Origin of the sequence: Leucobacter viscericola (genome assembly GCF_011299575.1) — a bacterium.
Taxonomy (GTDB): domain Bacteria; phylum Actinomycetota; class Actinomycetes; order Actinomycetales; family Microbacteriaceae; genus Leucobacter; species Leucobacter viscericola.
This window is the reverse complement of sequence record NZ_CP049863.1, coordinates 2,706,789-2,733,313: the sequence shown is the minus strand read 5'-3', so window position 1 is coordinate 2,733,313 and position 26,525 is coordinate 2,706,789. Positions and strand designations below refer to the sequence as shown.

General features: G+C 61.3%; 20 protein-coding genes and 1 tRNA gene. 14 read left to right on the top strand and 7 right to left on the bottom strand.

Annotation, left to right across the window (positions count from 1 at the left end; genetic code table 11):
• The first annotated feature begins 234 nt into the window (after positions 1-234).
• Positions 235-1,383 (top strand): tyrosine-type recombinase/integrase, encoded by a 1,149-nt coding sequence (locus G7068_RS16670; protein ID WP_166292127.1) that lies wholly within the window; start codon positions 235-237, stop codon positions 1,381-1,383.
• Between the two features lie 21 nt (positions 1,384-1,404).
• On the opposite strand, the gene G7068_RS11755 is transcribed toward G7068_RS16670, so the two are convergent.
• From G7068_RS11755 to G7068_RS11745, 3 genes are all read right to left on the bottom strand, one after another.
• Positions 1,405-1,478: transfer RNA gene (locus G7068_RS11755), tRNA-Ile, on the bottom strand.
• Between the two features lie 72 nt (positions 1,479-1,550).
• Complete coding sequence (locus G7068_RS11750; protein WP_166292126.1) at positions 1,551-1,955, bottom strand: magnetosome magnetite crystal formation protein family; 405 nt, start codon at positions 1,953-1,955, stop codon at positions 1,551-1,553.
• A gap of 163 nt (positions 1,956-2,118) precedes the next feature.
• A complete protein-coding gene (locus tag G7068_RS11745) occupies positions 2,119-9,672 on the bottom strand; it encodes a DUF5979 domain-containing protein (protein ID WP_166292125.1) in 7,554 nt (2,517 codons plus the stop codon).
• Positions 9,673-9,981: 309 nt separating this feature from the next.
• On the opposite strand from G7068_RS11745, the gene G7068_RS11740 reads away from it, so the two are divergent.
• Positions 9,982-11,748, top strand: coding sequence for an acetyl/propionyl/methylcrotonyl-CoA carboxylase subunit alpha (locus G7068_RS11740; protein ID WP_166292124.1), 1,767 nt, complete (start codon positions 9,982-9,984; stop codon positions 11,746-11,748).
• A 70-nt stretch (positions 11,749-11,818) separates the two neighbouring features.
• Here the strand turns inward: G7068_RS11740 and G7068_RS11735 are convergent, their stop codons facing one another.
• Positions 11,819-12,229 carry an immunity 22 family protein gene (locus G7068_RS11735; protein ID WP_166292123.1) on the bottom strand — a complete coding sequence of 137 codons (411 nt, stop codon included), beginning with the start codon at positions 12,227-12,229 and terminating at the stop codon, positions 11,819-11,821.
• Positions 12,230-12,308: 79 nt separating this feature from the next.
• Here G7068_RS11735 and G7068_RS11730 point away from each other — a divergent pair, with 79 nt between their 5' ends.
• The 3 genes from G7068_RS11730 (at position 12,309) to G7068_RS11720 (ending at position 15,946) form a co-directional block, all read left to right on the top strand.
• Positions 12,309-13,178: a DUF2262 domain-containing protein gene (locus tag G7068_RS11730; RefSeq protein ID WP_166292122.1), complete on the top strand. Its 870-nt coding sequence runs from the start codon at positions 12,309-12,311 to the stop codon at positions 13,176-13,178.
• A gap of 339 nt (positions 13,179-13,517) precedes the next feature.
• Positions 13,518-14,900 (top strand): MFS transporter, encoded by a 1,383-nt coding sequence (locus G7068_RS11725; RefSeq protein WP_166292121.1) that lies wholly within the window; start codon positions 13,518-13,520, stop codon positions 14,898-14,900.
• A gap of 56 nt (positions 14,901-14,956) precedes the next feature.
• Complete coding sequence (locus G7068_RS11720) at positions 14,957-15,946, top strand: LLM class flavin-dependent oxidoreductase (RefSeq protein WP_166292120.1); 990 nt, start codon at positions 14,957-14,959, stop codon at positions 15,944-15,946.
• Between the two features lie 21 nt (positions 15,947-15,967).
• On the opposite strand, the gene G7068_RS11715 is transcribed toward G7068_RS11720, so the two are convergent.
• Positions 15,968-16,729, bottom strand: coding sequence for an SDR family NAD(P)-dependent oxidoreductase (locus tag G7068_RS11715; RefSeq protein WP_166292119.1), 762 nt, complete (start codon positions 16,727-16,729; stop codon positions 15,968-15,970).
• Between the two features lie 96 nt (positions 16,730-16,825).
• On the opposite strand from G7068_RS11715, the gene G7068_RS11710 reads away from it, so the two are divergent.
• From G7068_RS11710 to G7068_RS11690, 6 genes are all read left to right on the top strand, one after another.
• Positions 16,826-17,434 carry a glycerol-3-phosphate responsive antiterminator gene (locus G7068_RS11710; RefSeq protein ID WP_166292118.1) on the top strand — a complete coding sequence of 203 codons (609 nt, stop codon included), beginning with the start codon at positions 16,826-16,828 and terminating at the stop codon, positions 17,432-17,434.
• A gap of 192 nt (positions 17,435-17,626) precedes the next feature.
• Positions 17,627-18,598 (top strand): FAD-binding oxidoreductase, encoded by a 972-nt coding sequence (locus G7068_RS11705; protein WP_244304480.1) that lies wholly within the window; start codon positions 17,627-17,629, stop codon positions 18,596-18,598.
• Positions 18,595-19,089, top strand: coding sequence for an FAD-binding oxidoreductase (locus tag G7068_RS16530; RefSeq protein ID WP_341873773.1), 495 nt, complete (start codon positions 18,595-18,597; stop codon positions 19,087-19,089). Before G7068_RS11705 ends, G7068_RS16530 begins: the two co-directional genes overlap by 4 nt.
• 99 nt (positions 19,090-19,188) lie before the next feature.
• Positions 19,189-19,977, top strand: coding sequence for an SDR family oxidoreductase (locus G7068_RS11700; RefSeq protein WP_166292117.1), 789 nt, complete (start codon positions 19,189-19,191; stop codon positions 19,975-19,977).
• A 21-nt stretch (positions 19,978-19,998) separates the two neighbouring features.
• The gene (locus tag G7068_RS11695; RefSeq protein WP_166292116.1) at positions 19,999-21,435 is read left to right on the top strand and encodes an FGGY-family carbohydrate kinase; all 1,437 of its coding nucleotides are present in this window, start codon (positions 19,999-20,001) and stop codon (positions 21,433-21,435) included.
• A gap of 11 nt (positions 21,436-21,446) precedes the next feature.
• Positions 21,447-22,763, top strand: coding sequence for an MFS transporter (locus G7068_RS11690; RefSeq protein WP_166292115.1), 1,317 nt, complete (start codon positions 21,447-21,449; stop codon positions 22,761-22,763).
• Positions 22,764-22,875: 112 nt separating this feature from the next.
• On the opposite strand, the gene G7068_RS11685 is transcribed toward G7068_RS11690, so the two are convergent.
• The gene (locus tag G7068_RS11685; protein WP_166292114.1) at positions 22,876-23,880 is read right to left on the bottom strand and encodes an SDR family NAD(P)-dependent oxidoreductase; all 1,005 of its coding nucleotides are present in this window, start codon (positions 23,878-23,880) and stop codon (positions 22,876-22,878) included.
• Positions 23,881-24,048: 168 nt separating this feature from the next.
• Between G7068_RS11685 and G7068_RS11680 the strand changes: the two genes are divergently transcribed.
• The 3 genes from G7068_RS11680 to G7068_RS11670 all read left to right on the top strand — a co-directional run bounded on the left by G7068_RS11680 (position 24,049) and on the right by G7068_RS11670 (position 25,956).
• On the top strand, positions 24,049-24,594 hold the full coding sequence (locus G7068_RS11680) for a TetR/AcrR family transcriptional regulator (RefSeq protein ID WP_166292113.1): 546 nt from the start codon (positions 24,049-24,051) through the stop codon (positions 24,592-24,594).
• Positions 24,595-24,709: 115 nt separating this feature from the next.
• Entirely contained in the window at positions 24,710-25,744 is a 1,035-nt protein-coding gene (locus G7068_RS11675; RefSeq protein ID WP_205881294.1) for an iron-containing redox enzyme family protein, read from the top strand.
• Complete coding sequence (locus G7068_RS11670; protein ID WP_341873744.1) at positions 25,714-25,956, top strand: CDGSH iron-sulfur domain-containing protein; 243 nt, start codon at positions 25,714-25,716, stop codon at positions 25,954-25,956. The genes G7068_RS11675 and G7068_RS11670 overlap by 31 nt, the downstream gene beginning before the upstream one ends.
• A 69-nt stretch (positions 25,957-26,025) precedes the next feature.
• Here G7068_RS11670 and G7068_RS11665 read toward each other — a convergent pair whose 3' ends face one another.
• The gene (locus G7068_RS11665) at positions 26,026-26,418 is read right to left on the bottom strand and encodes a hypothetical protein (RefSeq protein WP_166292112.1); all 393 of its coding nucleotides are present in this window, start codon (positions 26,416-26,418) and stop codon (positions 26,026-26,028) included.
• Positions 26,419-26,525: the final 107 nt, after the last annotated feature.

Below are 26,525 nucleotides of genomic sequence, written 5' to 3'. Positions count from 1 at the left end.
GTGCCCGCACCAGTGTTACTCAACGAAGCCGAGGCCGCACGTTATCTCACGATTAGCGTCGGCTCTCTTCGAGCGTGGCGTGGTCAAGGCAGCGGCCCCGATTCCTAAAAGTCGGCGCCCAGGTTCGCTATCGCCCGGCTGACCTTGACGATTACCTCGACGGTTCCGTAATCGAACCAACTGAATAGACGAAGTGCCCTGCCGACTGTGGTGGGGCACTTCTGTTAGGAAAACATGATCGATAAGAGACCAAATGGAACCTATCGGGTTCGCCTCTACTATCGTCGGCGTTACGTTGGCAGCAAGACCTTCACTCGCAAGCGCGATGCGGAGGCATGGGAGCGCGATTCTAAGGCCGCACTTGCAGCTGGTCGATGGGTGGATCCGTCTTCAAGCGAAGCCGTTACGGTGTCTGAGTGGGCTGAACTCTGGCTCGCAACGCTGCAAGGTGGCAAACCATCCTCAATCGCCGACCGTCGAGCCAAGTTTCGACTCTACGTCGAGCCTGCCTTTGGACGTCGTCCGATTGGAATGCTGAAACACTCAGAAATCGCTGCGTGGGCGCGCGAAATCGCTATCCGACTTTCCCCTTCAACTGCCCGCCGTGCTCTCGCCGTACTCAGACGAACCATCGAACTCGCAATACGGGATGGAGCAATTGGTTCAAACCCGACCCTGGGAATTCGTTTGCCTGCCCAACAAGCAGGTGAACCTAAACCCCTCACACACGCAGAGGTTCTGCGTCTTGCTGAACAGATGCCTACGCGGAAAGATCGGCTACTCATACTCGTCGCCTGCTACGGCGGGCCTCGTTGGGGTGAACTCACTGCATTACGTACGAGCGACATCACGGCCAGTGGCGCGTTGCGTCTCGTTCGTGCTTGGTCTGAGACTGGCGGAGTAATGCATCTGGGTGATCTAAAGACACATCAGGCGCGAACTGTTCCGTTACCCGCGTCTGTCGTCTCAGATCTACTAGACTGGGCAACAGATTTACCGCGAGATTCTTTTTTATTTCACGCTTCACAGCCACACATACCACTGCGAAACAATAATTATCGGCTTCGCGTGCTTAACTCAGCGCTCGAACGAGCTGGGTTGATTGGAATTACACCGCACAATTTTCGAGATACTTGCGCTTCCCTCGCAATTCAAGCCGGTGCCACAGTGCCAGCCGTTGCCGCATTACTCGGTCATCGAGATCCAAGCGTTACTCTCAAACACTACGCAAGCCTGTTCCCATCTGACCTAGATGCAGTAGCGAATCGCCTAGATCAAGCACTCAATGAGGCCAAGCGCTTCGAAGAATTGCGAACCAATTCGAACCAGAACACCGACCACACACCGACCAAGCCGAAGCCGACAACGCAGCACGACGCCTGAGAATCAAAGCGATACAAGGAGTAGGGCGTGCGGGACTTGAACCCGCGACCGACGGATTATGAGTCCGCTGCTCTAACCGGCTGAGCTAACGCCCCCTAAGGGTCTGAAACATCCTATCGAACATTGACAGCACCAATAACGGTCCAGGTCGCCGAACCTGCCAGTGCCTACCGAAAGAACCGAATCGAAAACCTCGGGCGAAAAATTCTGTCCCCAGAACGCACGGTCCCGATGATGGTCACCACAAAGTGGATACCTACCAAAGGGTAGACCAGAATCAGGCCCACGACTCCGACACTAAACAAATCCTCCACTAAGAAAATGAAGGAGGCTGCGGCGAGCAAATATGACGTGATGGCGATCCCACCGATTACAAGTGCAGCAGTGAGATGCCAGTTCGCAGCAGTTTTGGCGTTTTCGCGCACGAGAGGATTTGGGTCGTTTCTGGATTTCTCAGCCAGGATGATAGGCAGGATCAGGATCGCCAATCCGCCAATAAAAGGGACGCAAGTCGCGAATCCTGCGGCCCAGTAGAGCCTTCCGTCACCTTGGACGACTACCTGCTGAGACATATTCACACTCCATACGACGTTCCCCAAAGAACGCTCGCCGCGACGACCCCTTTACTAAGACTTGCTCCCCAAATAACCACTTCAACACTAGCCGAGCAAAACGAAGGTGGGTGCACCGGGAACGAGTCCCGGTGCACCCACCGTTCATGCTGCGTCAGGTTCCCTAGACTTCAGGATCCTGCGCGACCTCTTCTTGATCGGCGCGATCTTTGCGGCGGCGACGCATTGCGAACAGCGCCAGGCCGAGCCCGACTACGAGCAGCAGCGCACCACCGACCCAGAGCATGCTGTTCTGCGCACCGGTCTGCGACAGTCCACCGACGGCACCCTTGGGATCCTTTTCCACATCGGTGATCGTGGCGGGAGCGAACTTGTTCGTCACGGTCGTCGCAGCCGCGGGGATGGAAGCCGCGGGCACCTCGACCGCAACGCTCGACGATCCCTTCACGGACTGACCACCCGCGAAGCTCTGCGAGAGCGCTCCGTGGGCCTGCGTTTCCGTCACGACACAACTCGCGCCGGCCCACACCGAGAGAGTTGTCGACGATCCAGCCTTCAACTTGAAGGTCGAGTTCTCGAGCGGAACACTCACCTGGTTGCCGCCTGCATCCACGCGGGTGCACGCAAGCGCAAACCCGTAGTCAGCATTCTTCGGGGCATCCCCTGTGACCTTTTTAGTCACATTGAGATCGCCCGCTTCAAAGGTATTCGTCACGAGCACCGCGGTCTCCTGAGCCGCGCCCGAGCCGCTTGGCCCGCGCAGATCGACGAGTGATGACTCATCGACCGTGCTGTGGTCAACAACCCCGGCGGTCTGCGAGGAGGCCCTTGTTGCCTGCGCACCCTTGTTATCGGGCTCCGTCACCGCACAGCGTGAGCCCTGCGGCAGATCCCGAATCTCAACCTTCTTACCGACGGTGACAGGAACACTGCCGCTGAAGTCGGTGACCGTCACGGGGTTTCCACCAATCGTCAGCTCGCGCGTGCAAACCGCGGTGACGTCGTAGTTCTTCGGAACCCACGACTTCGCAGCGGCAGAACCGTCGACAGCCACGTTGAGCTCGAGCAGCGCAGGCGAGAACACGTTGGTCATCTCAACGGTCACCTGGGTGCCGTCGAGAATCGTCACGGTCTTGTCGGGAGCCGGAATATTGGCGCCACCGGCGTTCGTTTCGGTGACGGTACACGCAGATCCAACGGGCAGATCCGCGATGCTGCCAGAGGTCGATGTTGCACCGGGAGCGAACGAAAGCGTCATCTCGCTGTTTGCGCCCAGGTCGAGCGCAGCACCGCCCATCACGCAGCTGACACCGAAGGTCACATCACCCACGGCGGTTCCCGCCTTTGGCGTCTCGACGGTCTTGAGGATCGTCAGATCCCCACCGGCCGCGAACGTGTTGACGAACTCAACGGTGTGGGCGCCGGGCTCGATCGTCAGCATGCGGAGACCTCGAGTCGAGTCGAGAGTTGCCGCGTCGCCGTCAACCGCGGCTGCCACGGAACTCGCACCCAGGTGATCGGTTTCCTTGAAGGAACAGTTCGCACCGACCGGCAATCCTTCAACGGGTGTTTCGCCGCCGTTCTCGATCATGAACGGACCGTAGGTCTCGGTGAAACCACCGAACTCGCACGTCGCGTCAACCTGGAACTTCGATCCTGCCGGAAGGTACGAAACCGCGTCTCCCTGCGCAACCGCACTGACCATAACGGACGAGGCCGTGTAGGCATTGGTGGTTGTGATCACGTTGAGCGCAGCGTCCGAACCGAGCACGATCGGATCCGCCGGGTCAGTCGTGTAGCTGTACCCGGTGGTTCCGGCGGCTACCGATCCGTACTGCGGCGAGGCCGCCCGCTGCCCGGTTGTTCCGAGCGGCTGATAGGTCTCGTCGGTCACCTGGCACTCCGCTCCGCGGGGCAGGTTCTGGATCGTCGCCGTCTCGACGCCGTCGATCTTTGAGATGCCCTTCATCGTGACCTGGCCGGTGAGCGGCACGGTCTCCCCCGGAGCGAGGCAGCTGTAGTAGACCACGTACTGCTGCGCCTTCAGGTGCCACTTGGCGGCGTCTGAATCGGCGAGAGCGAGGTTTAGCGTGAGCGTTGTGTCTTGCGCCCGGCCGCCAGATCGTGCCGATTCGGATGCGGGCAGCCAGTCGCTGACGGGAGTCGCGCGCCCAGTAATGGCCGCGCTGTTCCAAGCAACCGTCGCACTGGTGTCGGTGGTGGGAACACTCATCTTGAACTCGACGATCACGTACTCACCGCCGTGCAACAGGCTTCCAGCACCAAACGCAACGTCACCCCCGAGGGCTTCGCTCGAAGTGCTCGCCGCGCTCGTCCAGGTGCCGGCAGCACACGCGAGCGTCTTCTGGCCCGCATACGCGTCGGGGTCAAGAACGCAGGGATCCGCGGTGCTGCTGTAGCGGAACGCACCGGATACGGTTCCGTCCCCTCGTGCCCCAAGCGATTCAGCTTCTGCTCCCGCAATCAAACGCACTGATCCGGGAACGAGCTTCGGTGTCCACTCAGATCCACGCGCGCCGGGGAGCACCGCTCCGCGGTCACCGATCTTGGGCAGCTCGTCAACAAAACGAAGCGACTGCACGTCGTTGTTCCCCGAGTTGATGAGCTTGAGTCGGTAGGTCATCGTGCCACCCGTGCTCGTTTCCACGACGCAGGGGTTACGCAGCCAGGTGCCGTCTTGCCAATCAGCAACGGTTGACGGCGAGCACTCGTCTCCCTCTAGAGTCTTCGAGGTGATGGCGCCAGCCTGAGCGTACGACTCGACTCGCACCGAGTCGTTGCGCAACGAAGTCACTGCCGCGGTCGAGACACAGTTTGCCGAGGCGGAATCCTCCGACTGACACACCGACTGCACTGTAGCGCCCGGGATCCCGGAGGCAACGAGGCGAGCCGAGTTCACCGCCGAGCTGCCGGTTGCGACACCGTCACGCATCTGCAGCGGCACCTTCAGCACAATTCGCTCGTTTGGCTTGAGCGACTGACCCTCGGGCCATACCCAGCGCAGCTGCGTATCCGCACCCGTCGTCTCGGTGAAGACGGGAGTTGTTGAGACGCCAGCCGGAGCCGAAGCCACCGACCACGTGGCCGAAGCGTTCGCCGCGTTGTAAATAAGGTTCTTCGGCAGCGTGTCAACCACCTGCAGGTCGTTCAGGTTGCTGGTCGCGCCGCTCAGGTTCGAGACAACAATGTAGAAGTTCGTCCACGCACCAGGGTTGGTGTTTGCCGTGGTCGTTCCTGTGTTCGTTGCGATGTTGTACGTGCCCGCGTATTTGTTCACCTTTGGTGAGGGCGAACCCGGGGTAATGTAGGCGATCGCAGTATCGGCAATCATCTCAGCGAGCGGTGCCGCAAAGGTGCCCAGGTACGAAGCACCCGCTCCGGTTCCTGGCACCTGCCACTGCGTCTGATTCTCTGGCAGCTTTGTTGCGGGCGAAATAACGCCAGAATCGCTGCGCAGTGTTGCGCGCAGTTTGGTTTCCATGAGCAGGGAGCCCTCCCCCTGCATCGCAATGCGCATGCCGAGAATCTCGTCACCGGTGAACTGGACACGGAAACCCGTGACGTCGCTCCAGGCTTTCGGCCCGTCTCCCTGCAGCGGGAGGGTGATGTAGCTACCGTTGCCCGCGGCAATCGGGGAGCTCCAGGCACCATCGGCACCTCGCGCCCACACCGTTGCAGTTCTTGCACCGCTCGGGTACACCACTCGTGCTCGTGTGACATCAAACGCGTCGAACAACGAGCCCGGCTCAACGGAATACCCGGCAGGATCGGAATCCGGCCAGCTCTTGCCGTCAAGCAGCCCGGAAGACGTCGAGGATCGCAATGCCGAAACCGGAATGTTGCCGGTGTTCTTCACGGCGAGAGTCCATGTGGCAGCCGGCAGCAGGTCCCGGTAGAGCGTTCCGCCGGTGGTGTTACGCAGCGAAACTGCAACCGAGCTGTCTGCAACGTCGATGACCACTTTGTCGGTCCCGAGGCTGTTCGTCAGCTTCATGTCGCCAAACGCTGCGCTGTACTCGGGGCGAACCTCGGCAAGCTGCGAGACCTTACCGCTTTCGGTCTGGAAGGCACCGTCAATGCTCTGCCCCGAGGTGAGGTCAGTCGGCTCACCGCTCAAGAACTTGTAGCTGTAGCCCTGGCGAACCTTGTCGAGCAGCGTCAGCTGGAACACGAGTCGTCCCTGCACTGTCGCGGCCGTGCGCTTCAGGCCGACGTATTTTCCGTCCTGCTGCCAGGTGACCGAAACATCAACGATCTTGTCCCAGTCGGCCTCGGGCGGATTCATCTGGGCCGCAGTCGCACCAACGGGCGCGGCAACATCGAGTGTGCTGCCATCCGCGTAGGTGTACGTGATCTTGCCCGCGACCCGCTTCTGCGCTTCGGTGCCGGTTTTCGGCACGTCGTTCATCTCGGGCCAGGTCATCGACTCGATGCCGCTGAAGGAGTTGATGGCGAACGGGTTTGCACCGAGGTTAGGATCGCCGCCGACCGACACACCAATGCGGTCAAGGCCGACCGCAATGCTGCCCGTCGCAGACCACTGGTTCTCGGGGAGCACACCGGCGACACCGATGGCGGTTTTGTTGGACGCGTCGAGGGTGATCTTCGACTTCGTCGCGTGCTGGGCAACCAGCACGGTGGTTCCGGTCAGGTTGCGCCAGTTCACCGCGGAATCGCCAAACAACTGATCGGGTGCGAACACCGCATACTTTGCAGAGACCTGCGAAGAGTTCAGCCAGCTGCCACCCTCCTGCAGCGAGGAGGCGGCAGCGAAGTTGTAATAGAACACACCGCCAATTGATCCCGCCACAGGTTTCGCCGGATCACTCTTCAGAGCCGAACGCAGTGTCATGTCGGTGACCACCGAGAACGCGCCGAAGCGCTGCAGCGGCTTCGACGTGTCGGTGCGGGTTACATCGACCTGTACCGAGTACACGTCGTTCGCCTGTTCAGCCGTAATCTCAGAGGTCCAGTCGATCTTGCGCTTCTCCCCCTGCACAGCAAGGTAGTTGTCGCTCTGCGAGTTTTCGATGTCGTCGGGAGAAAGCTCCGTGCCCTTGAGCTCGGTCGGACCGGTGACAGTGCCCGTCGGGCCGACCGGGTTTCCGGCGCGGTCGAAGAAGCTGATGGTCATTTTCTGGTCGGGACCGACCTTTGCATCGCGGGCTCCAACAAACGCAAACACGTCAAGCGAGCTTCCGGTTGCACTTCCGCCACCGTCGACGATTCGTGCCTTCAGCGTGTTCTCGGTTGCGGGAACGCCCGCCAGCAAAAACGCCGTCGCAGAGTTCTGGCCCTGGATGCCAAAGGTTTTGGCGTCGGTGTCGTAGTGCTTAATTGCGCCAGCTCGCTCAAGCTCAAGCAGGTAGAGCGAGTCGCTGCCCGTGGCCGTTGCGGTGTTTGCACCGGTCGTCAGCAGGGCCGTATTACCGACCGCGAGCAGACCGGGCGTTGAGACCGATCCAATGGTCGCTGGCGACACGGCAACCCCTGAGCTCACCAGGTTGTCGCGGAACTTAATCGTGGTTCCCGTGGGTGTGCTGCAGCTGAGGTCGATCGGGAATCGTCCCGCGGCAGACTTCGGCTGCACCGAGTACTCCACGCCGACCACGAGGTCGAGGTCGATCGACGCGTCAAACGGAACCTTTGTGACGGTCGTCGGATCCGCGATCCTGTCGACCACCCACACCATCATGCTGGTGGTGGAGGCAACCGGGTTCTTTTTGCTGTCGATGCAGGCTACGTCTGCGGTCGGCAGCGCCGAGAACTTGGTCGCGTTGAAGGGGTTGTTTCCGAGATTCGCTTTTGTGGGGACGGTTTGTGGATCCGCCATCACGATCTCGTCAGCACCGAGCAGTTCGGTGGCGTTTTCGGCCTGCTCAGTTGAGGCCGTCAGCCGGAACCCGTGATCGGAGAACGACTGCGTTGGTTTTGTCGAGTCGTAGTAGTCGCCCGCCTTCGCGACACCGGTGAGCGGGTAGACCGTCCGATCGCTGTCGTCGCCGAGTTTCTTCTCCAGCTTTGCGGTGAACTGCGGCTTGACGATCAGCAGTGTTGCCGCGTTGGTCTTCTGGTTCACGATCGTTCCGGTCGCTGCGACAGCAGACACCTCAGCCGAGTGCGAAACGCTCGTGCTGCCAGGGTTGCTTGACGGCGCGCTAATCGCGGCACCGTTCGTGAGCCGTGTCAGCCGCAGTTTTGATTCGATCGTCACGACCGCCGCGCAGGAGTCGTCGGCGAGCACGCACTCACCCGCGATTTCGCCGTTCTTCGGAGCCGAGAACGTGACAATAAAGCCCGCGACATCAGCAAGATCTCTTCCGTCAATGGAGGAGTCGGGTACCGGCGACCCAGCAGCAAACGTCTGCACCTCGCCGTTCTTCGGCGCCGAGACATAGAGATACTGAATGGTCGCCGTTGTGGCGCCCTTCGGGAAGGTCACGCTCGGAACGGCAGTGAGGGCCTGATAGTCCAAGAACGAGCTGACATCGGTTGAGGTCTTCACGCTGATCGAGGAGAGAACCGGAACACCGGCGTTCGATGCCCTGATTGTGGTGGTCGAAGCCTCGCCTGAGCGGTAGACCGACGTGAGATCCCCCGACTCGGTGACCCAGTCGAGCGAGCGCGAGATTGTCGGCACCAGGGCCACAACGGAGATGTCTTCGCGAGTGGAGGTCTCGACCCGGCCGGAGTCGCCCGGAGCGGGATCAACAACCGTGTTGGCAACAAGTGCGGTTCCGCGCACCGAGCGGGCGGTGACGGTTGGATCGATCAGGCTTGTTCCGTCGCTTCGTTTGGCGTCGCGAAGTGTGTAGTTGGCCTGCACTGAGACCGTGCGTGCCGCGGCAGCAGCATCAGTCAGGGCTGGCAGGCCGGCTACCGTGACCGTGTAGCCCACGGAGTCGGCCGGGGCATCAACGGTCAGCTCACCGGCCGCGAGGGTTCGATCCGCAGTGCTCCCGTTCGCAAGCACAAAGCTGACAGTCGCGCCAGCGGGGTTCTGGGTGAGCGCGAGGCTCTTCAAATCGAAGGCCTCGGCGACGGGGATCGACGCCGCCGGAATCGTCTCGGCGCTCGGCTCGGTGAAGACCAGTGAGCTCACCGAGTTCGCTGAGGCGGTGCCGGTTGTGGTCGAAGACACAGCCGCCCGGCTGCCGTCGCCGACGCTGGTGGTGCTCCACTTTTTCGTGACGCCACCGAGTGACGCCTTCTGGAAGACCCGGAGGGTAATGTCGGCGCGACCGCTAATTTCAGTGGTGTTGGCGCCCTCACCCGCAGTGAGCGTGGCGGTTGCGGACTGCACCGTGCCGTTCAGGCTCGCTGCGACCGTTGCGCTCAGGCGAGACGGCAGAAAGACGACCGAGGTAGCGGCCAGGTTGTCCCAGCTGAGTGTCACGAGTTTGCCGGTGGCCGGGCCCGTGGCGGGGCTCACGTCAACGGTGACTCCGTTGGGCGGCGTAAAGGCGCTCGCCAGAAACTCAACGTCGGCAGGAAACTGCATCGAGAGTGTCGCTGGCCCGCATCCCGAAGGATCAGGGCAGCCCACACTCGCGGTGTAGTTGAACTCACTCCCCGAGTTCAGCGTGGTCAGCGGTTCTCCGCTACCGAGTTGAACTGCCGCGAGTGAAAACGTCACTGGCGGCCCAACGGCTCCTGCTGGGAGTGCGGTCAGCACACCCCCGGTTAGAACCAGCATCCCCACTAAAGCTTGCGCCAGGAAAATTCCGGCTCGCTTAAATCGGCTTTGCATCATTTTCTTTCTCCCCCTAAGAAATGACAGCGCGAACGATCCCCGAATTGACGACACCCCAAGAGAACCTTCGCGCTTCGTAGGGATCGATGCGCAGACAAGCAATAGGCACACTAACACATAAACAGGCGTTGTGTAATTTTGGCCCCACTCGCGCAACCGCTCCGGGCGCTGGCGATACTGAACCGCGTTTCTGCGAAATGTTTGTGCGATATATCCAAGGGTTACTCCACTCGCTCCAATAGGCTGGACCCCATGTCGCGTATTCGTAAAGTTTTGATCGCCAACCGCGGCGAGATCGCCGTCCGTATTATTCGAGCAGCTGCAGACAGCGGCATCGCCTCCGTCGCGGTATATGCAGACCAGGATCGCGACGCTTTGCACGCTCGGCTCGCCGACGAAGCGTACGCACTCGGGGGCACCACAAGCGCCGAGACCTACCTCGTTATCGACAAGATTCTTGGTGTGGCTCGGCGATCCGGAGCGGATGCTGTCCACCCGGGTTACGGCTTCCTGGCTGAAAACGCCGACTTCGCACGTTCGGTCAACGCCGCCGGTCTCATTTGGATCGGCCCCAGCCCAGAGGCGATTGAGCGCCTGGGCGATAAGGTCTCGGCCCGCCACGTCGCTGAAAAGGTGAACGCCCCGCTTGCCCCCGGCACCAGCGACCCCGCAAAAGACGCCTCCGAGGTCGTCGCGTTTGCGGATCAGTACGGTCTTCCCGTCGCTATCAAGGCCGCCTTCGGCGGCGGCGGCCGCGGTCTCAAGGTCGCCTACCAGCGCGATGAGGTCGAGGAGCTGTTCGAGTCTGCAACCCGCGAGGCAATCTCAGCCTTCGGTCGCGGCGAGTGCTTCGTTGAGAAGTTCTTGGAGAAGCCGCGCCACGTCGAAACGCAGTGCCTCGCTGACGCACACGGCAACGTGGTTGTGGTGTCGACTCGCGACTGCTCGCTGCAGCGCCGCCACCAGAAGCTGGTTGAAGAGGCGCCCGCGCCCTTCCTCACCGACGAGCAGAACGCCGAGCTCTACCGCGCCTCGAAGGAGATTCTGCGCGAGGTCGGTTACGTCGGCGCTGGCACCTGCGAGTTCCTGGTCGCTCGCGACGGCACCGTCTCGTTCCTCGAGGTCAACACGCGACTGCAGGTTGAGCACCCGGTCTCCGAAGAAGTCACCGGCATCGACCTCGTTCGCGAGCAGTTCCGCATCGCCGAGGGTGGCGTACTCGACTACCCGGACCCCGTTGCACACGGCCACTCGTTTGAGTTCCGTCTCAACGGCGAAGACGCAGGCAACGGCTTTTTGCCCTCACCCGGCCCGGTAACGGTGTTCCAGGCGGCTTCGGGCCCCGGCGTTCGTGTTGACACGGGTGTGGTTGCTGGCGACGTTGTCTCGGGCGCCTTCGACTCGATGCTCGGCAAGCTGATCGTCACGGGCGCCACCCGCGAGGAAGCGCTCGAGCGGGCCCGTCGCGCACTCGACGAGTTTGAGGTGCAGGGTCTGCCGACCGTGCTGCCGTTCCACCGCGAGATTGTTCGGGATCCGGCATTCACCGCCGCCGACGGCCACTTTGGTGTGTACACAACGTGGATCGAATCCGAGTTCGCAAACAACATCGAGCCGTGGGAGGGCGAGGTCGCCTCGCTCCTGGCTGATCCAAAGCGCCAGACCGTCGTGACCGAGGTTGCGGGTCGCCGCATCGAGGTCACTATGCCGGCAACCCTGTTGCCACTCGTCGACCAGGAAGTCACGCGTGGCCCCGCTCCGAAGCGCGCGAAGGGCTCGGGAGTCTCCGCGGCCACTGGCGACTCGGTCGCTGCGCCCATGCAGGCAACGGTCGTGAAGGTTGCGGTTACCGAGGGCCAGGAGGTCGCAGAGGGCGACCTGGTTGTAGTTCTTGAGGCCATGAAGATGGAGCAGTCGATTTACGCACACCGCGACGGTGTCGTGCAGAGCATCGATGCCCCGGTTGGGCAGACCGTGCCAAACGGCCACCTGCTGCTCTCGATCATCGACGCGGAGTAGTTCAACATTTCAAGGCCTCCGCTGGTTCGCCAGCGGGGGCCTTAGTGTATGCCCCGGCTGCGAGCCACCCCTAGTAGTACCTCGAAAGGTCCGGGGTCGTCGGGCTATAGGCGTACGTGCCGAGCAAGGTCATTCGGCCCGGGTGGTTCTGGAACGCGGACGCGTCGATGTTGTAGAGAAGCAGGAGCGCGTTCGCGCTTGGGTAACGGCGAATGTCTGCGAGGGCGGCAGCGTCGATGGTTGAACCGTAGGAGTGCTGCGGTAGCTGCTCGACGAGGTTGGTGCTGAGGTCGGCTTCAGCGAAGTCATCGTCGTAGTCGATGTCGAAGTCGGCCCGGAAATCGCTTCTTGTGTCACCGTCGTCGGTATAGACGGGTTCTAGGTAGGCACGTAGCGCGCTTTCGTCTGCGAATATGCCGATCCAGATAGACACGATGTCAGGCGCGAAGAGGGCGCTGCCCTCGTTCATACGCTCGGCCATTTCATCAGCCTACTCCTGCGAAGTTGAAGATAACTTCCCCTGCGAAATCAGCACAAGTTGTGCCGCTAGCATTCATGGTATGTCCGAGAAGCGGGAGCGTAAGGCGTTCGACAGGCGATACGAGTCAGCGCACATCAACATCGTTGTTCTCACTGGCTCAATAGGAAGTGGAGCGACTCATTTTCGCGGAGAATCTCTCTGGTCACCTTCTATAGATGTCATTGCGCATGTTGACGAGACCGGCGCGATTGTCTCGGAAGAGGGTGTGCTCTATTGGCTTGCTACCGGCGAGCAGCGCGGTACCTGGATCCACGATCTCAAACCTTTGACTCAGTACGTGGTGCGGGTTCGCCGAGCTATCTCTGACCCTGTTGCACGCAAAAAGCTTGGCCTACCCGTTCCGAATACCGCCCATCATTTCGCCCTTGAACAGGTGATTGAGCGTGATGTGCATGTCCCCGCCCTCGACGAGCGAATGGAGCGTTGGCTGCAACCCAACACCATCTCCAGAGATTTTGGCAGCTTCACGCTTGATCGCGCTTTCGAGTGCTTCATTGGAGACCTCCACCGGGACGATAGTGCAATTGGCGTGTCACTCGATGTTGATGAAGGTTCCGTCGAAGGTGCTGAAACTTGCACTGTGGCGCTTTCTTATCTGACCGAGCTTGTCGCGGCGCTGCCGCGCGTCGAGGCCAGCTGGCGTGCCTTTGCCGCGACGAAGCTTACCGGCTTGGCCAATGACTGGCAGCAGGAGGACGATAGCGAACCAGCACCGGAACCGATAACCGCCGACACGTTTGCGCGGCGCATCCGGCTCAGTGAACTTGCCATCAATGACGAGGGCTTAATAACGACCTATTTCGACGACGGCGAAATGTTTGGGGGTCATTCCATTACGTTCTACGTCGAACCGGATGGAACCATGACGGACGCACACCTCGCCGGCTGACCGGACTTCCGGTGTTATCGCTGAACTACATGTTTGGAGGCGTTACAGTGGTTTGCCGTCGTTCAGAAGGTCTTGAGGCATGAAAGGGAACTGATGTGAAGCGAATCATCTACATCGGTTTCTATTGCATTCCTTATCGTTTGGACGAACAATCCGGCCCGGGTGATCACCGTTTTGGTCAAATACCAGCGGAATGAATTGACCTTCCCAGGCGCACGCAACTCCGGGGGTTAGAAGAACCCACCCGGCCAAAAATCCCACGAAACTATTGAGCAGACTGGGCAACTTATGTAAGATAAGACCCTGTTCGTTTGTTCGATAGTTAGACAAGGATGTCACATGGTGAACTCTCCCCATTCGCCCACCCCAACTTCAGCGAGAGAACGCCGTAAAGTCGTTGCCGCATCGATCGTCGGAACGACCATCGAGTGGTACGACTTCTTCATCTACGCGTTCGCCGCCAACCTGGTCCTGGCAAAGCTCTTCTTTGAACCAGCGGGGCCGCAGATGATGCAGATCCTCTCCCTCATCACAATCGGCCTCTCGTTCCTGTTCCGCCCGCTCGGTGCGTTCCTCGCCGGCCACTTCGGCGACAAACTCGGCCGCCGCCCGATGCTCGTCATCACCCTGCTGCTCATGGGCATTGCAACGGTGGGCATCGGCCTGCTGCCGACCTACGACACGATCGGCTACGCGGCACCCGCGCTCCTCATTTTCCTCCGCATCCTGCAGGGCATCTCCGCTGGTGGCGAATGGGGCGGTGCCGTACTCATGACGGTGGAGCACGCCCCCAAGGGCAAGCGCGGTTTCTACGGCATCTTCCCGCAGCTGGGTGTGCCACTCGGCATGCTGCTCGCCTCGGGCGTGCTCGCCTTTATGCGAGTCATTGCGCCGGGCGAGGCGTTTGAGCAGTGGGGCTGGCGTGTGCCGTTCCTCATCTCGGTTGTGCTGATTGTTGCGGGCTTCATCATCCGCCGCACGGTCGACGAGTCCCCCGTGTTCAGCGAGATCAAGGAGAGCAAACAGCAGGGATCCGCCCCGATCGTGCAGGTCTTCAAGCGCCACACTCCCCTCGTCATTCTGTGCGCCCTGCTGTTCGCGGGCAACAACGGCGTCGGCTACATGCTGACCGGTGGTTACGTGCAGGGCCTCGCCTCGCGTCCGACGACAGAGGGCGGTCTCGGCTACGACCCCGTGCAGGTGCAGCTTGCGGTGCTCACAGCCGCACTCGTGTGGGGCATCTTCACGTTCTTCTCGGGCCCGCTCTCCGACCGCTTCGGGCGCAAGAAGCTCATGACCTTCGCCTGGCTCATCCAGGCGATCGGCGTGATCCCACTCTTCCAGTTCGTCATGGGCGGCGACGCCTTCCACGTGCTTCTTGGCACCTGCCTGCTCGCGGTTGGCCTCGGCCTGACGTATGGGCCTGCTGCTGTGTGGTTCGCCGAGAGCTTCCCCGCCTCGCTGCGCTACTCGGGAATCTCGATCAGCTACGCCCTTGGCGGTGTGATCGGCGGCGCGTTCGCTCCCACCATCGCGCAGGTGCTGCTGCAAACCTACGAGACCACTTGGGCGATCACGGTCTACCTGATGTTCATTACGTTCATCGGCCTGTTTGCGACGACAATCCTGCGCGATCGCTCCAACATTCCCCTCGATATTGAGTTCGAGAACAGCGGCCAGTGGGAGAACTGGACCTCGGAGAAGGACTTCGCGCGGGTCTAAACCCCGCGGCCAACCCTCTAGGGAATAGCGCGGGATCGAGCGGGGTTGCACTCCTCATGACTGCAACCCCGCTCTCGATCCTGGATCTCGCAACCGTCGAAGCGGACGGCAGCATTGCCGACGCTTTCACCCACTCGGTGGAGGTTGCTCAAACGGCCGAGCGCAGCGGTTACCGTCGCATCTGGTACGCCGAGCACCACAACATGGCCTCGATTGCGTCGAGCGCGACTGCCGTGCTCATCGCGCACATTGCCGCTCACACCAACACGATCGGCTTGGGTGCGGGCGGCGTTATGCTGCCGAACCACTCACCGCTCGTGATCGCCGAGCAGTTTGGCATGCTCGCAGAACTGCACCCGGGCAGGATCGACCTCGGCCTCGGGCGGGCACCCGGCACCGATGGTGCCACCTTCCGAGCCCTGCGCCGTACCCTGCAGGCTGCCGATAACTTTCCGCAGGACGTCATGGAGCTGCAGCGCTACCTCTCCGACGAACTCCCCCGCACCGCGGTTAACGCGTATCCGGGGCGCGGCACCAACGTGCCCCTCACGATTCTCGGCTCGAGCCTGTTCGGTGCGAGCCTCGCGGCACAGCTCGGGCTGCCGTACTCGTTTGCCTCCCACTTCGCACCGCAGGCCCTGACCGCCGCCGTGCAGCACTACCGCGCACACTACGTGCCGAGCGAGGCGCACCCCACGCCCTACGTGAGCGCGGGGGTCAACGTTGTTGCAGCCGAGACCGATGAGGCGGCGGAAGCGTTGTATGCCCGTACCGAGCTCGACCGCGTGCGCCGCTTTCTGTCACGCGGCCGCGAGCGCGAGTTGACCACCGACGAGGCCTCGCAGCTGTTCGACACCCCTGCCGCCGTGGAGATTCGTGGCATGCTGAAGTACACCGCGATTGGGGCGCGGGATCGTGTGCTCAACGAGCTTGAGGCCTTTGCGAAGTTCGCCGACGTCGATGAACTCATCACGGTGCACGCGGCCCCGACCCGGGCCGAGCAGCTGGCATCGGTCAGGATCGCGGCACCCGTTCCTTCGGCGTAATCCGCAGGAAGGCGCGGGGCGTCAGTTACCCCCGGCGATCCTGATGTCTGTGCCCGTTGTGTAACTGGCTTCGGGGCCCAGCAGGTAGGCGACGGCACCCGCGATCTCTTCGGGGTTGCCCGCGCGGCCCATCGGAATGCCCGCAGCGCGCTCCTCCGGGGCATTGGGGCGGCCCGCGTCGGCGTGAATCTCAGTGCGGGTGGTGCCCGGCGAAACCGTGTTCACGCGCACCCCGGCGGCGGCGAACTCGCGGGCGGTACCGAGGGTCAGCATGTTGATCGCTGCCTTGCTCATCGAGTAGGGCACGTAAGTGTGGGCGGCACCGCTGGTGGCCGCCCCGGAGGAGATGTTGACAATGGCGCCGCCGGATCCTCCCAGCTCCGTTGACATGTGCCGAATCGCAGAACGGGTCAGCACAATCGGTGCGAGTACGTTGAGGCGGAACATGTGCTCGGTCTCTTCGATCGGAGCGTCGAGGAAGCTGCCAATGCGACCCGTAATACCGGCGTTGTTGACCAGACCGGTGACGCGACCGAAGCGAGCAACAGCCTCGCCAACGACCGCCTCGGCGGCGTCCAAGTCGGCGAGATCGGCCTGCAACAACTCAACCCGAGCGCCCGCGGCTTGGCACTCTGCCGCCACCAGTTCGGCCTCATCGGCGCGATTGCGGTAGACCAAAAACAGGTCGTGCCCCGCAAGGGCAAGTCGGCGAGCAATAGCGGCGCCGATCCCTCGTGTGCCCCCGGTGATGATGGTGGTGGGTCGCTGCGTCAGGTCAGTCATGTTCCCATTCTTGCAGCTTCGACACCGCGGCTATGCTTATCTCACTTGCCTCCCCTGCAGGCAGCCTCCACCCCGCACACACTAAGGATCTCACCGGTGAGCCCCCTCGATACCGCTTCGTCACGCAGCAACACAGCAGCCCACTCCTCGCTTGAAGATGTGTTGCTGCTGCACCCCGTCATTGCCAGTGTCAAAAGTGAGGCCGATGCCAAGGCAGTCCTGCAGACGCAGTGCCCGGTGGTGTTTGTGCTCTTTGGATCGATCCTCACGATCCCCTCCATTGTCGAGACACTCAAAGATGCCGGCAAGACGGTTTTCGTTGATGTCGACCTGATCGAGGGGTTCTCGAGCAAAACGGTCACGATCGACTTTCTGCAGGCAAACACCGCCCTTGATGGCATCTTGAGCACAAAGGCGATGATGGTGAAGTACGCCAAATCGAAGAAGCTCGCCAGCATCCACCGCATGTTTCTCGTTGACTCGTTCAGCTATCACAACCTGCCCAAGCAACTCGGCATCTCGGGGGCTGACGCTGTCGAAATTCTCCCCGGGTGTATGCCGCGGGTGATCTCCTGGATCAAGGAAGACGTTGATCTGCCCTTAATCGCCGGCGGACTCGTCTGCGACAAACAGGACGTGCTCAACGCACTCGACGCCGGTGCCATCGCAATCGCGTCCTCAAACCGGGACGTTTGGAAGATGTAGCGGGTGTGCTAGCATCCAGGGAAGAACTCACAACTGAATACACGTTTCGATCTCGGTCGGAACGGTTGCTAGAGATTAGAGAACAGCAGCCTCCTTTTTACCTAAGGGAGATTGCTGTTCTTTTTTTGTGCCTCCGCACGGTCTCTTTGCCTGTTTTCCGCCCCAGCTGCCCCGCGAAAGGAATCTTGCCCCGTGCTAGACACCATCACCACAACACTCACCCGCGAACAGATTGTTGTCGCCTACACCGAGATGTTGTCACCCGACCGGGTGCTGACCGACGAGCAAACCCTCAAAGAAAACAGCGTCGATCGCTACTACAAGGTCGAGAACGTGTTCGGAACCTACTCACTGCCGCTGCCCGCCGCGGTCGTGAAGCCGGTCTCCAAGGAGGAAGTCGCCAAGATTCTGGTGTTTGCGAACGAACACCGCATCAACGTCGTGCCCAAGACCGGCGGCAGTGCAACCGAGGGCGGGCTTGAGACCGTCGTTGAGAACTCCATCGTGGTTGACGGTTCGCTCATGAACCAGATCCTTGAGATCAATACCACCGACATGCTCGCCACGGTGCAGTGCGGTGTTGGCCTTGAGCAGCTCGAAGACGAACTGCGCAAGATCGGTTTTACCACCGGCCACTCCCCGCAGTCGAAGCCACTCGCCCAGTTCGGTGGGCTCGTCGCAACCCGTTCGATCGGCCAGTTCTCAACCCTCTACGGCGGCATCGAAGACATGCTCGTTGGCGTCGAGACCGTCTTCCCGAACGGTGAGATCTGCCGCATCAAAAATGTGCCGCGCCGCGCCGCTGGGCCCGACATTCGCCACCTGGTGCTCGGCAACGAGGGCGCCCTCAATTACATCACCGAGGTCAGCGTCAAGATCTTCCGCCACTACCCTCAGAACAACAAGTTCTACGGCTACCTGCTCGACGACATCAACACGGGCATTGAGATTCTGCGCCAGGTGGTCACGGCGGGCTACCGCCCCTCGGTTGCGCGCCTCTACGATCAAGAGGACGGCCTGTACCACTTCAAGCACTTCTCTGACGGCCGTTGTGTGCTCATTTTTGTGGCGGAGGGCCCGAAGGGCATTGCCGATGCAACCGGTAACGCCATCGAAGAGATCGTCGCGACCTTCCCGAGGCCGACCGCGTCGACGGTGCTCTGATCGAGGAGTGGTTCAACAACCTCAACTGGGACGTCTCGAAGATCGAAGAGGAGCGCGTCGAGATTCGCGAGACCCTCAACAACGGCTTTACCACCGAGATCTCGGGCAACTGGAGCGTCATCGGCGACATCTACAAAAACGCCATCGCCCGTATTCGTGCCGAGGTTCCCGCGCAATTCACGCTGCTCGGCGGGCACTCAAGCCACAGCTACATCAACGGCACCAACATGTACTTCGTGTATTACTACAAGATCGACTGCGATCCCACCGAGGAGCGCACGCGCTACCACGATCCGATCCAGAACATCATTGTCGAGGAGACCCTGAAGCTCGGCGGATCGATGTGCCACCACCACGGCGTCGGTAAGCACCGCACCCACTTCCTTGCCGAAGAATACGGCTCCTCGCTGTACATGCTCGAGACCCTCAAGGCGGCGTTCGATCCCAACGGCATCATGAACAAGGGCACCATCTTCCCGCTCGAAAAGTAACACCCGCGTTGATTGTGGCGCGGCGGCACGAGCAGGTGATCCCGCGCCGCAATCAACCACCCCCTCTTTCAAAACCCCATCACAGCAGATAGGTACCCCATGAACGAACTGAACATCGCTGACTTCGGTGCAGACTTTTTCTCACTTCGCGGGAAAAACGCAATTGTGACCGGTGGCAACTCAGGTCTCGGGCAGGCATTCTCGACCGCCCTCGCCAGCATGGGGGCCAACGTGTTGGCCGCGAGTGTGATGCCCGATGACGGCGAAACACAGAAACTCGTCGAGGCTTCAGGATCGCGCTACGCCTACATGCACGCCGACATAACGGCGAGCGGGGTGCCGCAGCAGGTCGCCGAGCGCTGCGTCAGCGAGTTCGGCAGCGTCGACATTCTCGTGAACAGCGCAGGGCGCTGCATCAACGAACCTGACGTGCTCAAGTTCACGCGCGAGCAGTGGGACCCGATGGTCGCGCTGAACCTCACCGCGGCGTTCGAGATGAGCCACGAGGTTGCGAAGTTTATGATTCCGCAGGGCAGCGGCAAGATCATCAACATCTGCTCGGTCTTTACCTTTCTGGGCGGCCAGTGGTCGCCAGCGTACGCAGCAACCAAACACGGCATCGCTGGCCTCACGAAGGCGTACTGCGACGAGCTCGCGCCGTTTGGCATTCAGGTGAACGGGATCGCGCCCGGCTACTACGCGACTCCACTCACGGCAGAAACCCGGGCGAACCCCGCCGCGAATCAGCACGTCATGAATCACGTTCCCGCGGGCCGCTGGGGGCAGACACAAGACCTCATGGGCGCAACCGCGTTCCTCGCCAGCCGCGCCTCCGACTACGTCAACGGTCACATTCTGAGCGTCGACGGCGGATACCTGGTTCGCTAGCGATCCTGAAACAGCAGCACTATGACAACGAAATATCTGATCGGCATCGACGGCGGCTCGCAGAGCACCAAGGTGGTCATTTTTGACACCGAGGGGCACATCGTGTGCGAGACCGCCGAAGCGCTCGCCCCCATGCACACCCCCGCGCCCGGCGTCGTGGAGCACCCCGACGATGACCTCTACACGACCCTCGAAGCGGCTGCTGCTCGTGCCATGCGCCAGTTTCCTGGTGACCCCGCCGACATCGTCGGGGTCGGCCTGTGCACGATCCGCTGCTGCCGTGCGCTCGTGCGCGCGGACGGCACACTCGCGGCTCCCGTGCAGAGCTGGATGGATCTGCGACTCTCACGCCCCTACGAACACGAGTCCGATGATGTTGCCTACGTCACCACGACCTCCGGCTACATCATGGGCCGCATCACGGGCAGCCTTACCGACACCGCAGCGAACTACATCGGCCCCTGGCCGATGGACGTGGGCACCTGGGACTGGTTCAGTGATCCCGACACCTTTGACTCGTTTGGAATCTCTCGCGAGATGCTGTTTGAGCTCAAGATGCCGGGTGAGATTGGCGGGTATGTAAACAGCGCGTTCGCTGCGGCGACGGGCATTCCAGAGGGTCTGCCCGTTGTGCACACCGCAAACGACAAGGCAGCAGAAGCGCTCGGCGCCGGCCTGCGCGACGAGCGGGTCGGCCTCGTTTCGCTCGGCACCTACATTGCGGCGATGGTCGTTGGGCCGACATTCGCCAAGGATCCCCAGTACTACTTCACGAACTTCGCCTCAGAGCCACACCGCTACGTCTACGAGAGCGCGGGCATTCGCCGCGGCATGTGGACCGTCTCGTGGCTGCGCAATCTTGTCGGCGCCGAGATCACCCAGGCCGCCGCCGAGCGCGGCATCGGGCGCGAGGAGTACCTCAACGAGCTCGCGGCAGATATTCCGGCGGGATCGGACGGGCTCATGTGTGTGCTCGACTGGCTTGCCTCACCGAGCCAGCCTCACAAGAAGGGCATGTTCATCGGCTTCGATGAGCGCCACGGCTACGCCCACATGTATCGATCGATTCTCGAGGGCATCGCGTTTCGCATGAAACAGCACGTCAGCGATATGGAGGCCGAGCTCGGCTCACAGATCGAAAAACTCGTGCTGTCTGGCGGTGGCGCAAACAGCGACGTCGGCATGCAGATTTTCGCCGACGTGTTTAACGTGCCAGCCGTGCGAAACGAAATGCGGAACGCGGCGGGTCTTGGCGCAGCCATCTGCGCCGCGGTGGCCTGCGGCGTCTACCCCGACTTCGACGCTGCGAGCGCGCGCATGGTGCGCGAGGCAGACGTGTTTCTGCCGGATCCTGACCGCGCACTTCTCTACCGCGAGCTCGGCGAGGTCTACGCAGATATCTCTGCCCAAACCGACGCGCTTCTCGAACGTACCTCCCACATCCTGTCCAACCGTTAGGAGCACCACCCATGACAAAGCTCGCTCAATCAAAGAAGATTTTCGAGCTCGCCCTGCTCATTCTTGCTGCAGGTTCCATCTATCCGCTGGTCTACCTCAGACAGAACTTCGAGGCCACGATCCTCACCCTGTTTGACATCAGCCAGGCAGACCTCGCTGGCCTCTACACAATGCTCGGTTTCATGTTTGTGATCGGCTACATTCCGAGTGGCTGGTTGGCGGATCGCTTCTCGGTCAAACTGCTGATTATCTTTTCGCTGCTGGTCACCGCGGGCGTCGGTGTTGTGTACGCCCAGGTTCCGCCGAAAGAATTCCTGCTGCCGATCTTTTTGGTCTGGGGTTTTGCGACGGTGTTTACGTTCTGGAGCGCACTGCTTAAATCGGTGCACCTCTTGGCCGACACCAGCGAAGAGGGCCGCTACTTCGGTGCGCTCGACGGCGGGCGTGGGCTCGTTGAGGCCGTGCTCGCAAGCCTCGCCGTTGGTGTCTTTGCGCTTGTCACCGGTGGCGGCGCGAACCTCGCGTTCAATGAGACGAAGGCCGGGTTCCAGGCGGTCGTCTACATGTACTGCGGCGCGATTGTGTTGATCGCGGTTGGACTGTTCTTCTTGATGCCGAACCGCGGCGAGAAAAAGGAGGGCGCGGCAGAAAAGACCTCGGCCAAAGACACGTTCCGAGCAATCGGCAAGATCCTCACCATTCGTGAGGTGTGGGTGATGATCGTCATCATCTTCTGCGGCTACACCCTGTTCTGGGCGCACTACTACTTCTCCGGGTTCTTGAACGTGAACCACGGCGCCACGCAGCTTGGTGCGGGGGTGATCACCGTTATTGTGCTGTGGATGCGGCCGGTTGGCGGCTTCAGCGGCGGTTTTCTCGCGGATAAGTTTGGCCGGTCGCGGGTGCTGTCAATCGCGATGGCAATCACAGCGGTGCTGCTCATCTCGCTCGCGGTTATTCCTGGCAACGGAGCGATGTGGCTCATCTATGCGCTGATCGTCGCCGCGGGGCTGCTGATGTATGTGGTGCGCGGTGTCTACTGGGCAATTCTTGATGAGTGCCGGATCCCGCCAGCCGTTGTGGGTGTTGCAATCGGAATGATCTCGTTCTTTGGGTACCTCCCCGACATCGTGATCCCCTGGATTAGCGGCGCGATCTACACGGGCTTCGGAGACAACGTCGCGGGTGCGAACAGCATGTTCTTTGTGGTGAGCGCGGCCATCGGTCTCGTCGGCGCACTGGCCGCCTGGTACTTCACCGTGCTGATGAAGCGTCGCGAGGTCGCGGAGAAGGTGTCACCTAAGACCCTGATCGGCGACGCGATCTAGCGGCGCCAGCCCCTCCCCCCCCCCAAAAAAAAAAAGAGTGTTGCCATATTGCGGGTTGAATGCGCTTCAACCCGCAATATGGCAACACTGTTTTTAACGACGGATCGGAAAATTACTGCACCGACCAGCCGCCATCGGAGGGCAGCACGGCGCCGTTGATGTTCACGCCGTCATCGCTGAGCAGGAAGGTGATCGAGGCCGCGAGCTGCTCTGCGGTCGCGAGCGACGGGATCGCCGCCTGGAAGGGCTGCAGACGCGCGCTGCCCGTCTCAGAAACGTGCGGAGGGAACGGGATCCCGGTCGCGACGCCGCCCGGTGCGACCGCGTTCACGCGGATCCCCTGCTGCGCGTACATGAAGGCCGCGCTGCGAGTGAGGCCGACCACACCGTGCTTCGAGACGGTGTAGGCGTTGCCCGAGGCATTGCCGCGCAGACCCGCTTCCGACGAGATGTTGACGATCGATCCTTTGCCCGCCTGCAGCATGGATGGCACAACCGCGCGCGTCAGCCGGAACACCCCGGTCAGGTTGATGCCGATGACACGATCCCAGGTCTCGTCGCTGGTCTCGTGGATCGGAGAGAAGTCGTCGTTGATGCCGGCAACGTTCGCGAGGCCATCAATGCGGTCACCGGCCGCTGCGATGACACGATCAATATCGGCCTGCTTGGTGACGTCAGCAGCAACGGCAACAACACGACCCTCCGGGAAACCTGCGGCAACGGCCTCAAGCTTCTCCGCCGAAATATCCACGGCAACGACCCGGCCGCCCTCGCGCACGATGCGCGAGGCAGTCGCGCGGCCGATGCCACTCGCGGCACCGGTCACGATAATGGTCTTGCCGTCGAAGCGACCCTGCGTGATGCGCTCCTGCCAACCGGCGGGTGCTGTGTCTTCAGGGATCACGCCCCCGTTGACGGCGCGCACGAGATCGTCGATCACCGACTGCGGCATTTGGCCCTGGCTCAGCTCAACCATCTGCTGAAGTGGCAGTGCGCGCACGGGCGCCAGCGATCCGGCATCGGACCCCGACTGCGCGAGCAGCGCACCGAGCGCCGCTGCACCCTCCGGGTTATCCAGCCACTCACCAATGGTGCTCTGCGCGGTAAGAACAGACATGTTGCCTCCTAGTTTGAGCGGGAGATCTGCACCACCCGCGGCATCGATTCCCGAACAGCATACTCCGACAGATGTTGGAGAAGCTAGAAACTGTACGAGAACTGTTGATTTCCAGCTCACTCACTACGGATTGACAGCTTTGGTCAGACGCCTGGGAGAATTGGAACCATGGATCCTCGAGCCGCGCGCACCATCGCTACCCTGCACGCGACGATCCTGGAACTCGCCGCGGTGCGGCCCATCGGCGAGATTCCGGTGACCGAGATCGTCGCCCACGCGGGCGTAAACCGCAGCAGCCTCTACCAGCACTTCACCGACCGCGAAGAGCTCCTCGCGAGTGCCCTGGAGACCATCGAGAGCGCCGGCACTCGAATCAATCGACCCGTGCTTGTGACAGACCCCGCTCAGCCCCCCACGGAAATTCACCGGTTTATCGAACACTTCGCGGAGTACGCCCCCGTGTATCGACTCGCGCTGGGCCCTCAGGGGTCGGCGAGAGTTGCCGCTCGAGTGCGTGCCCGCACGATTGACCTCGTGAAGGAGGGACTGGAACTTTCATCCACCGACTCCACCGGCGGTGTTCCCCTTGAAATTGAGGCGGCAGGTATCGCGGGCGGCCTGCTGGGCATCATCGAGGCGTGGATCCAGCAGGATCCCATGCCCGATACGGATACGGCCAGTCTGTGGCTGTGGGCGTTTCTTGCGTCCCGGTGATCCCGGTAGTCCCGGTGGTCCCGACCACACCTAGCCGACCAATGGGGCAATAACAAGGGTCTGTTGCGTCGACCACATTCGAGCGAGGGTTGCTAGATCGACGAACGGATACCTCTTGCTTCTTGCGCCTCGCCTTACTCGCTCCACAAACACACTTTCTTCTCGCGGCCCGCTGAGCGAAGCGGTGCTGCACAGACTCACCGGTTCAGCAGCCGGCAGCAACTTCTGCCCTGTCAGGCTCGCCCAGCAGGCTATTGAGCGAGCCGAAAGCATCACTCGCGACGACGACATTCAACTTGCGCTCTTTTACCTATACGCATCTTCCTACGGCTCACTTGAGCAGTTCACTGCAGAGCTCGAGTGGGATACCGACCTCATCGAGTCGCGCCAGGTGCTAGAGGCGGCGTTTGAGCATGAGCTTCGGGAACGCGTTTCGGTTGCCGCGCTCCCCGCACCAGACGCGGATCAGGTCGCGCGTTCCCTCTTCGCCCTAACCGGAGAGGAAGCTGGCCCAAGCATGTCGCGCTACTTCTCGAAGAAGGCAACACTCGACCAGGCCCGAGAGTTTCTCGTGCAGCGGTCGATCTACACACTTCGCGAGGCGGATCCGCACTCCTGGGCCATCCCTCGCCTCAGGGGTCGCCCCAAAGCTGCACTGGTCGAGATCCAGTCAGATGAATACGGTGGCGGCAGACCCGACCGTGTCCACGCCGAAATATTCGCGGTTTCAATGCGGGCCGCCGGGCTCGACAGCAACTACGCCGCCTATCTCGATAGGGTTCCAGCGATCACGCTGGCCTCACAAAATATGATGTCGATGTTTGGGCTCAACAGGCGGCTACTCGGAGCGATTGTGGGACACCTAGCCGCGTTTGAGATGACCTCGTCGATCCCGAACCGCATGTACGGCGACGGCTTTCGGCGTCTCGGCTTCGGCACAGACGTGACCGACTACTTCGACGAGCACGTCGAGGCAGATGCGGTTCACGAGCAGATCGCGGGCCGGGATATGGCGGGCACGCTGGCTGAGGATCGACCCGAGCTGCTGGCAGACATCATGTTTGGAGCCGCGTGCTGCCTCGCTATCGACGGCGAGGCAGCTACTCACATGCTCAATGCTTGGTCAAACGGCGAATCGTCGCTGCGGTGATCGAGCGCGCTATGAACGACGAGACGCCGATCATCACTCCCTACCCCGACGGGCCGATCGTCGTACGCGGGGAGGTTGAGCTTCGCGCAGCAGACGGCACCCCGATTCCCCGCAAACGACGCACTGTTGCGCTATGCCGCTGCGGGCTTTCCAGCATCAAGCCCTTCTGCGACGGGACTCACAAGGCCGCGGGTTTTCGCACGGACGACTAAGGGCGCCCATGCCGTGGAGACAATGTTCCCACGGCATGAACGCCCGTTCGCTTTTTCGAAGAAGTGCTTCTACAGCTTGATCACGTTGTAGATGACCAAGAACTTCTTGCCCTCTTTCGCGAGCACCACAGTCGCGTTAATCTTTTCTTTCTCGTTGGTCAACGAGTACGTCTTCCTGCCGTCGGCCTCGGCCTCACCCAGCACGGTAAAGCCGTTGTCTTTCAGCTTTGTGATGGCCTCTTTCTGAGCCTTCTCGTCGGCAACCTCTACGGTGTACGACCAGTTGTTCTTGTCAGGTGAAGCCTCATTCGAAACTTCACCCTGGACCGTTACAACGGCCGCGGGGAGCCCCTTTGGTGTGTTGCTGTTCGCGGTTGCCTGGCAGCCGCTCAGTCCAACTCCGAGGAGTAGTGCGATCCCCGCTGCTGCCGCAAGTCGATTGGCGCGAAATGTCTTTGTCATTGTTGTGATCCTTATTCAGTGTGCTGTTCACGGCCCGTTGCCTAGGTAGGGTACGGGGCGCTGTGTAACGAAGCAATACCCAGTGGGCCGAAACCGTGGTCTCGGCC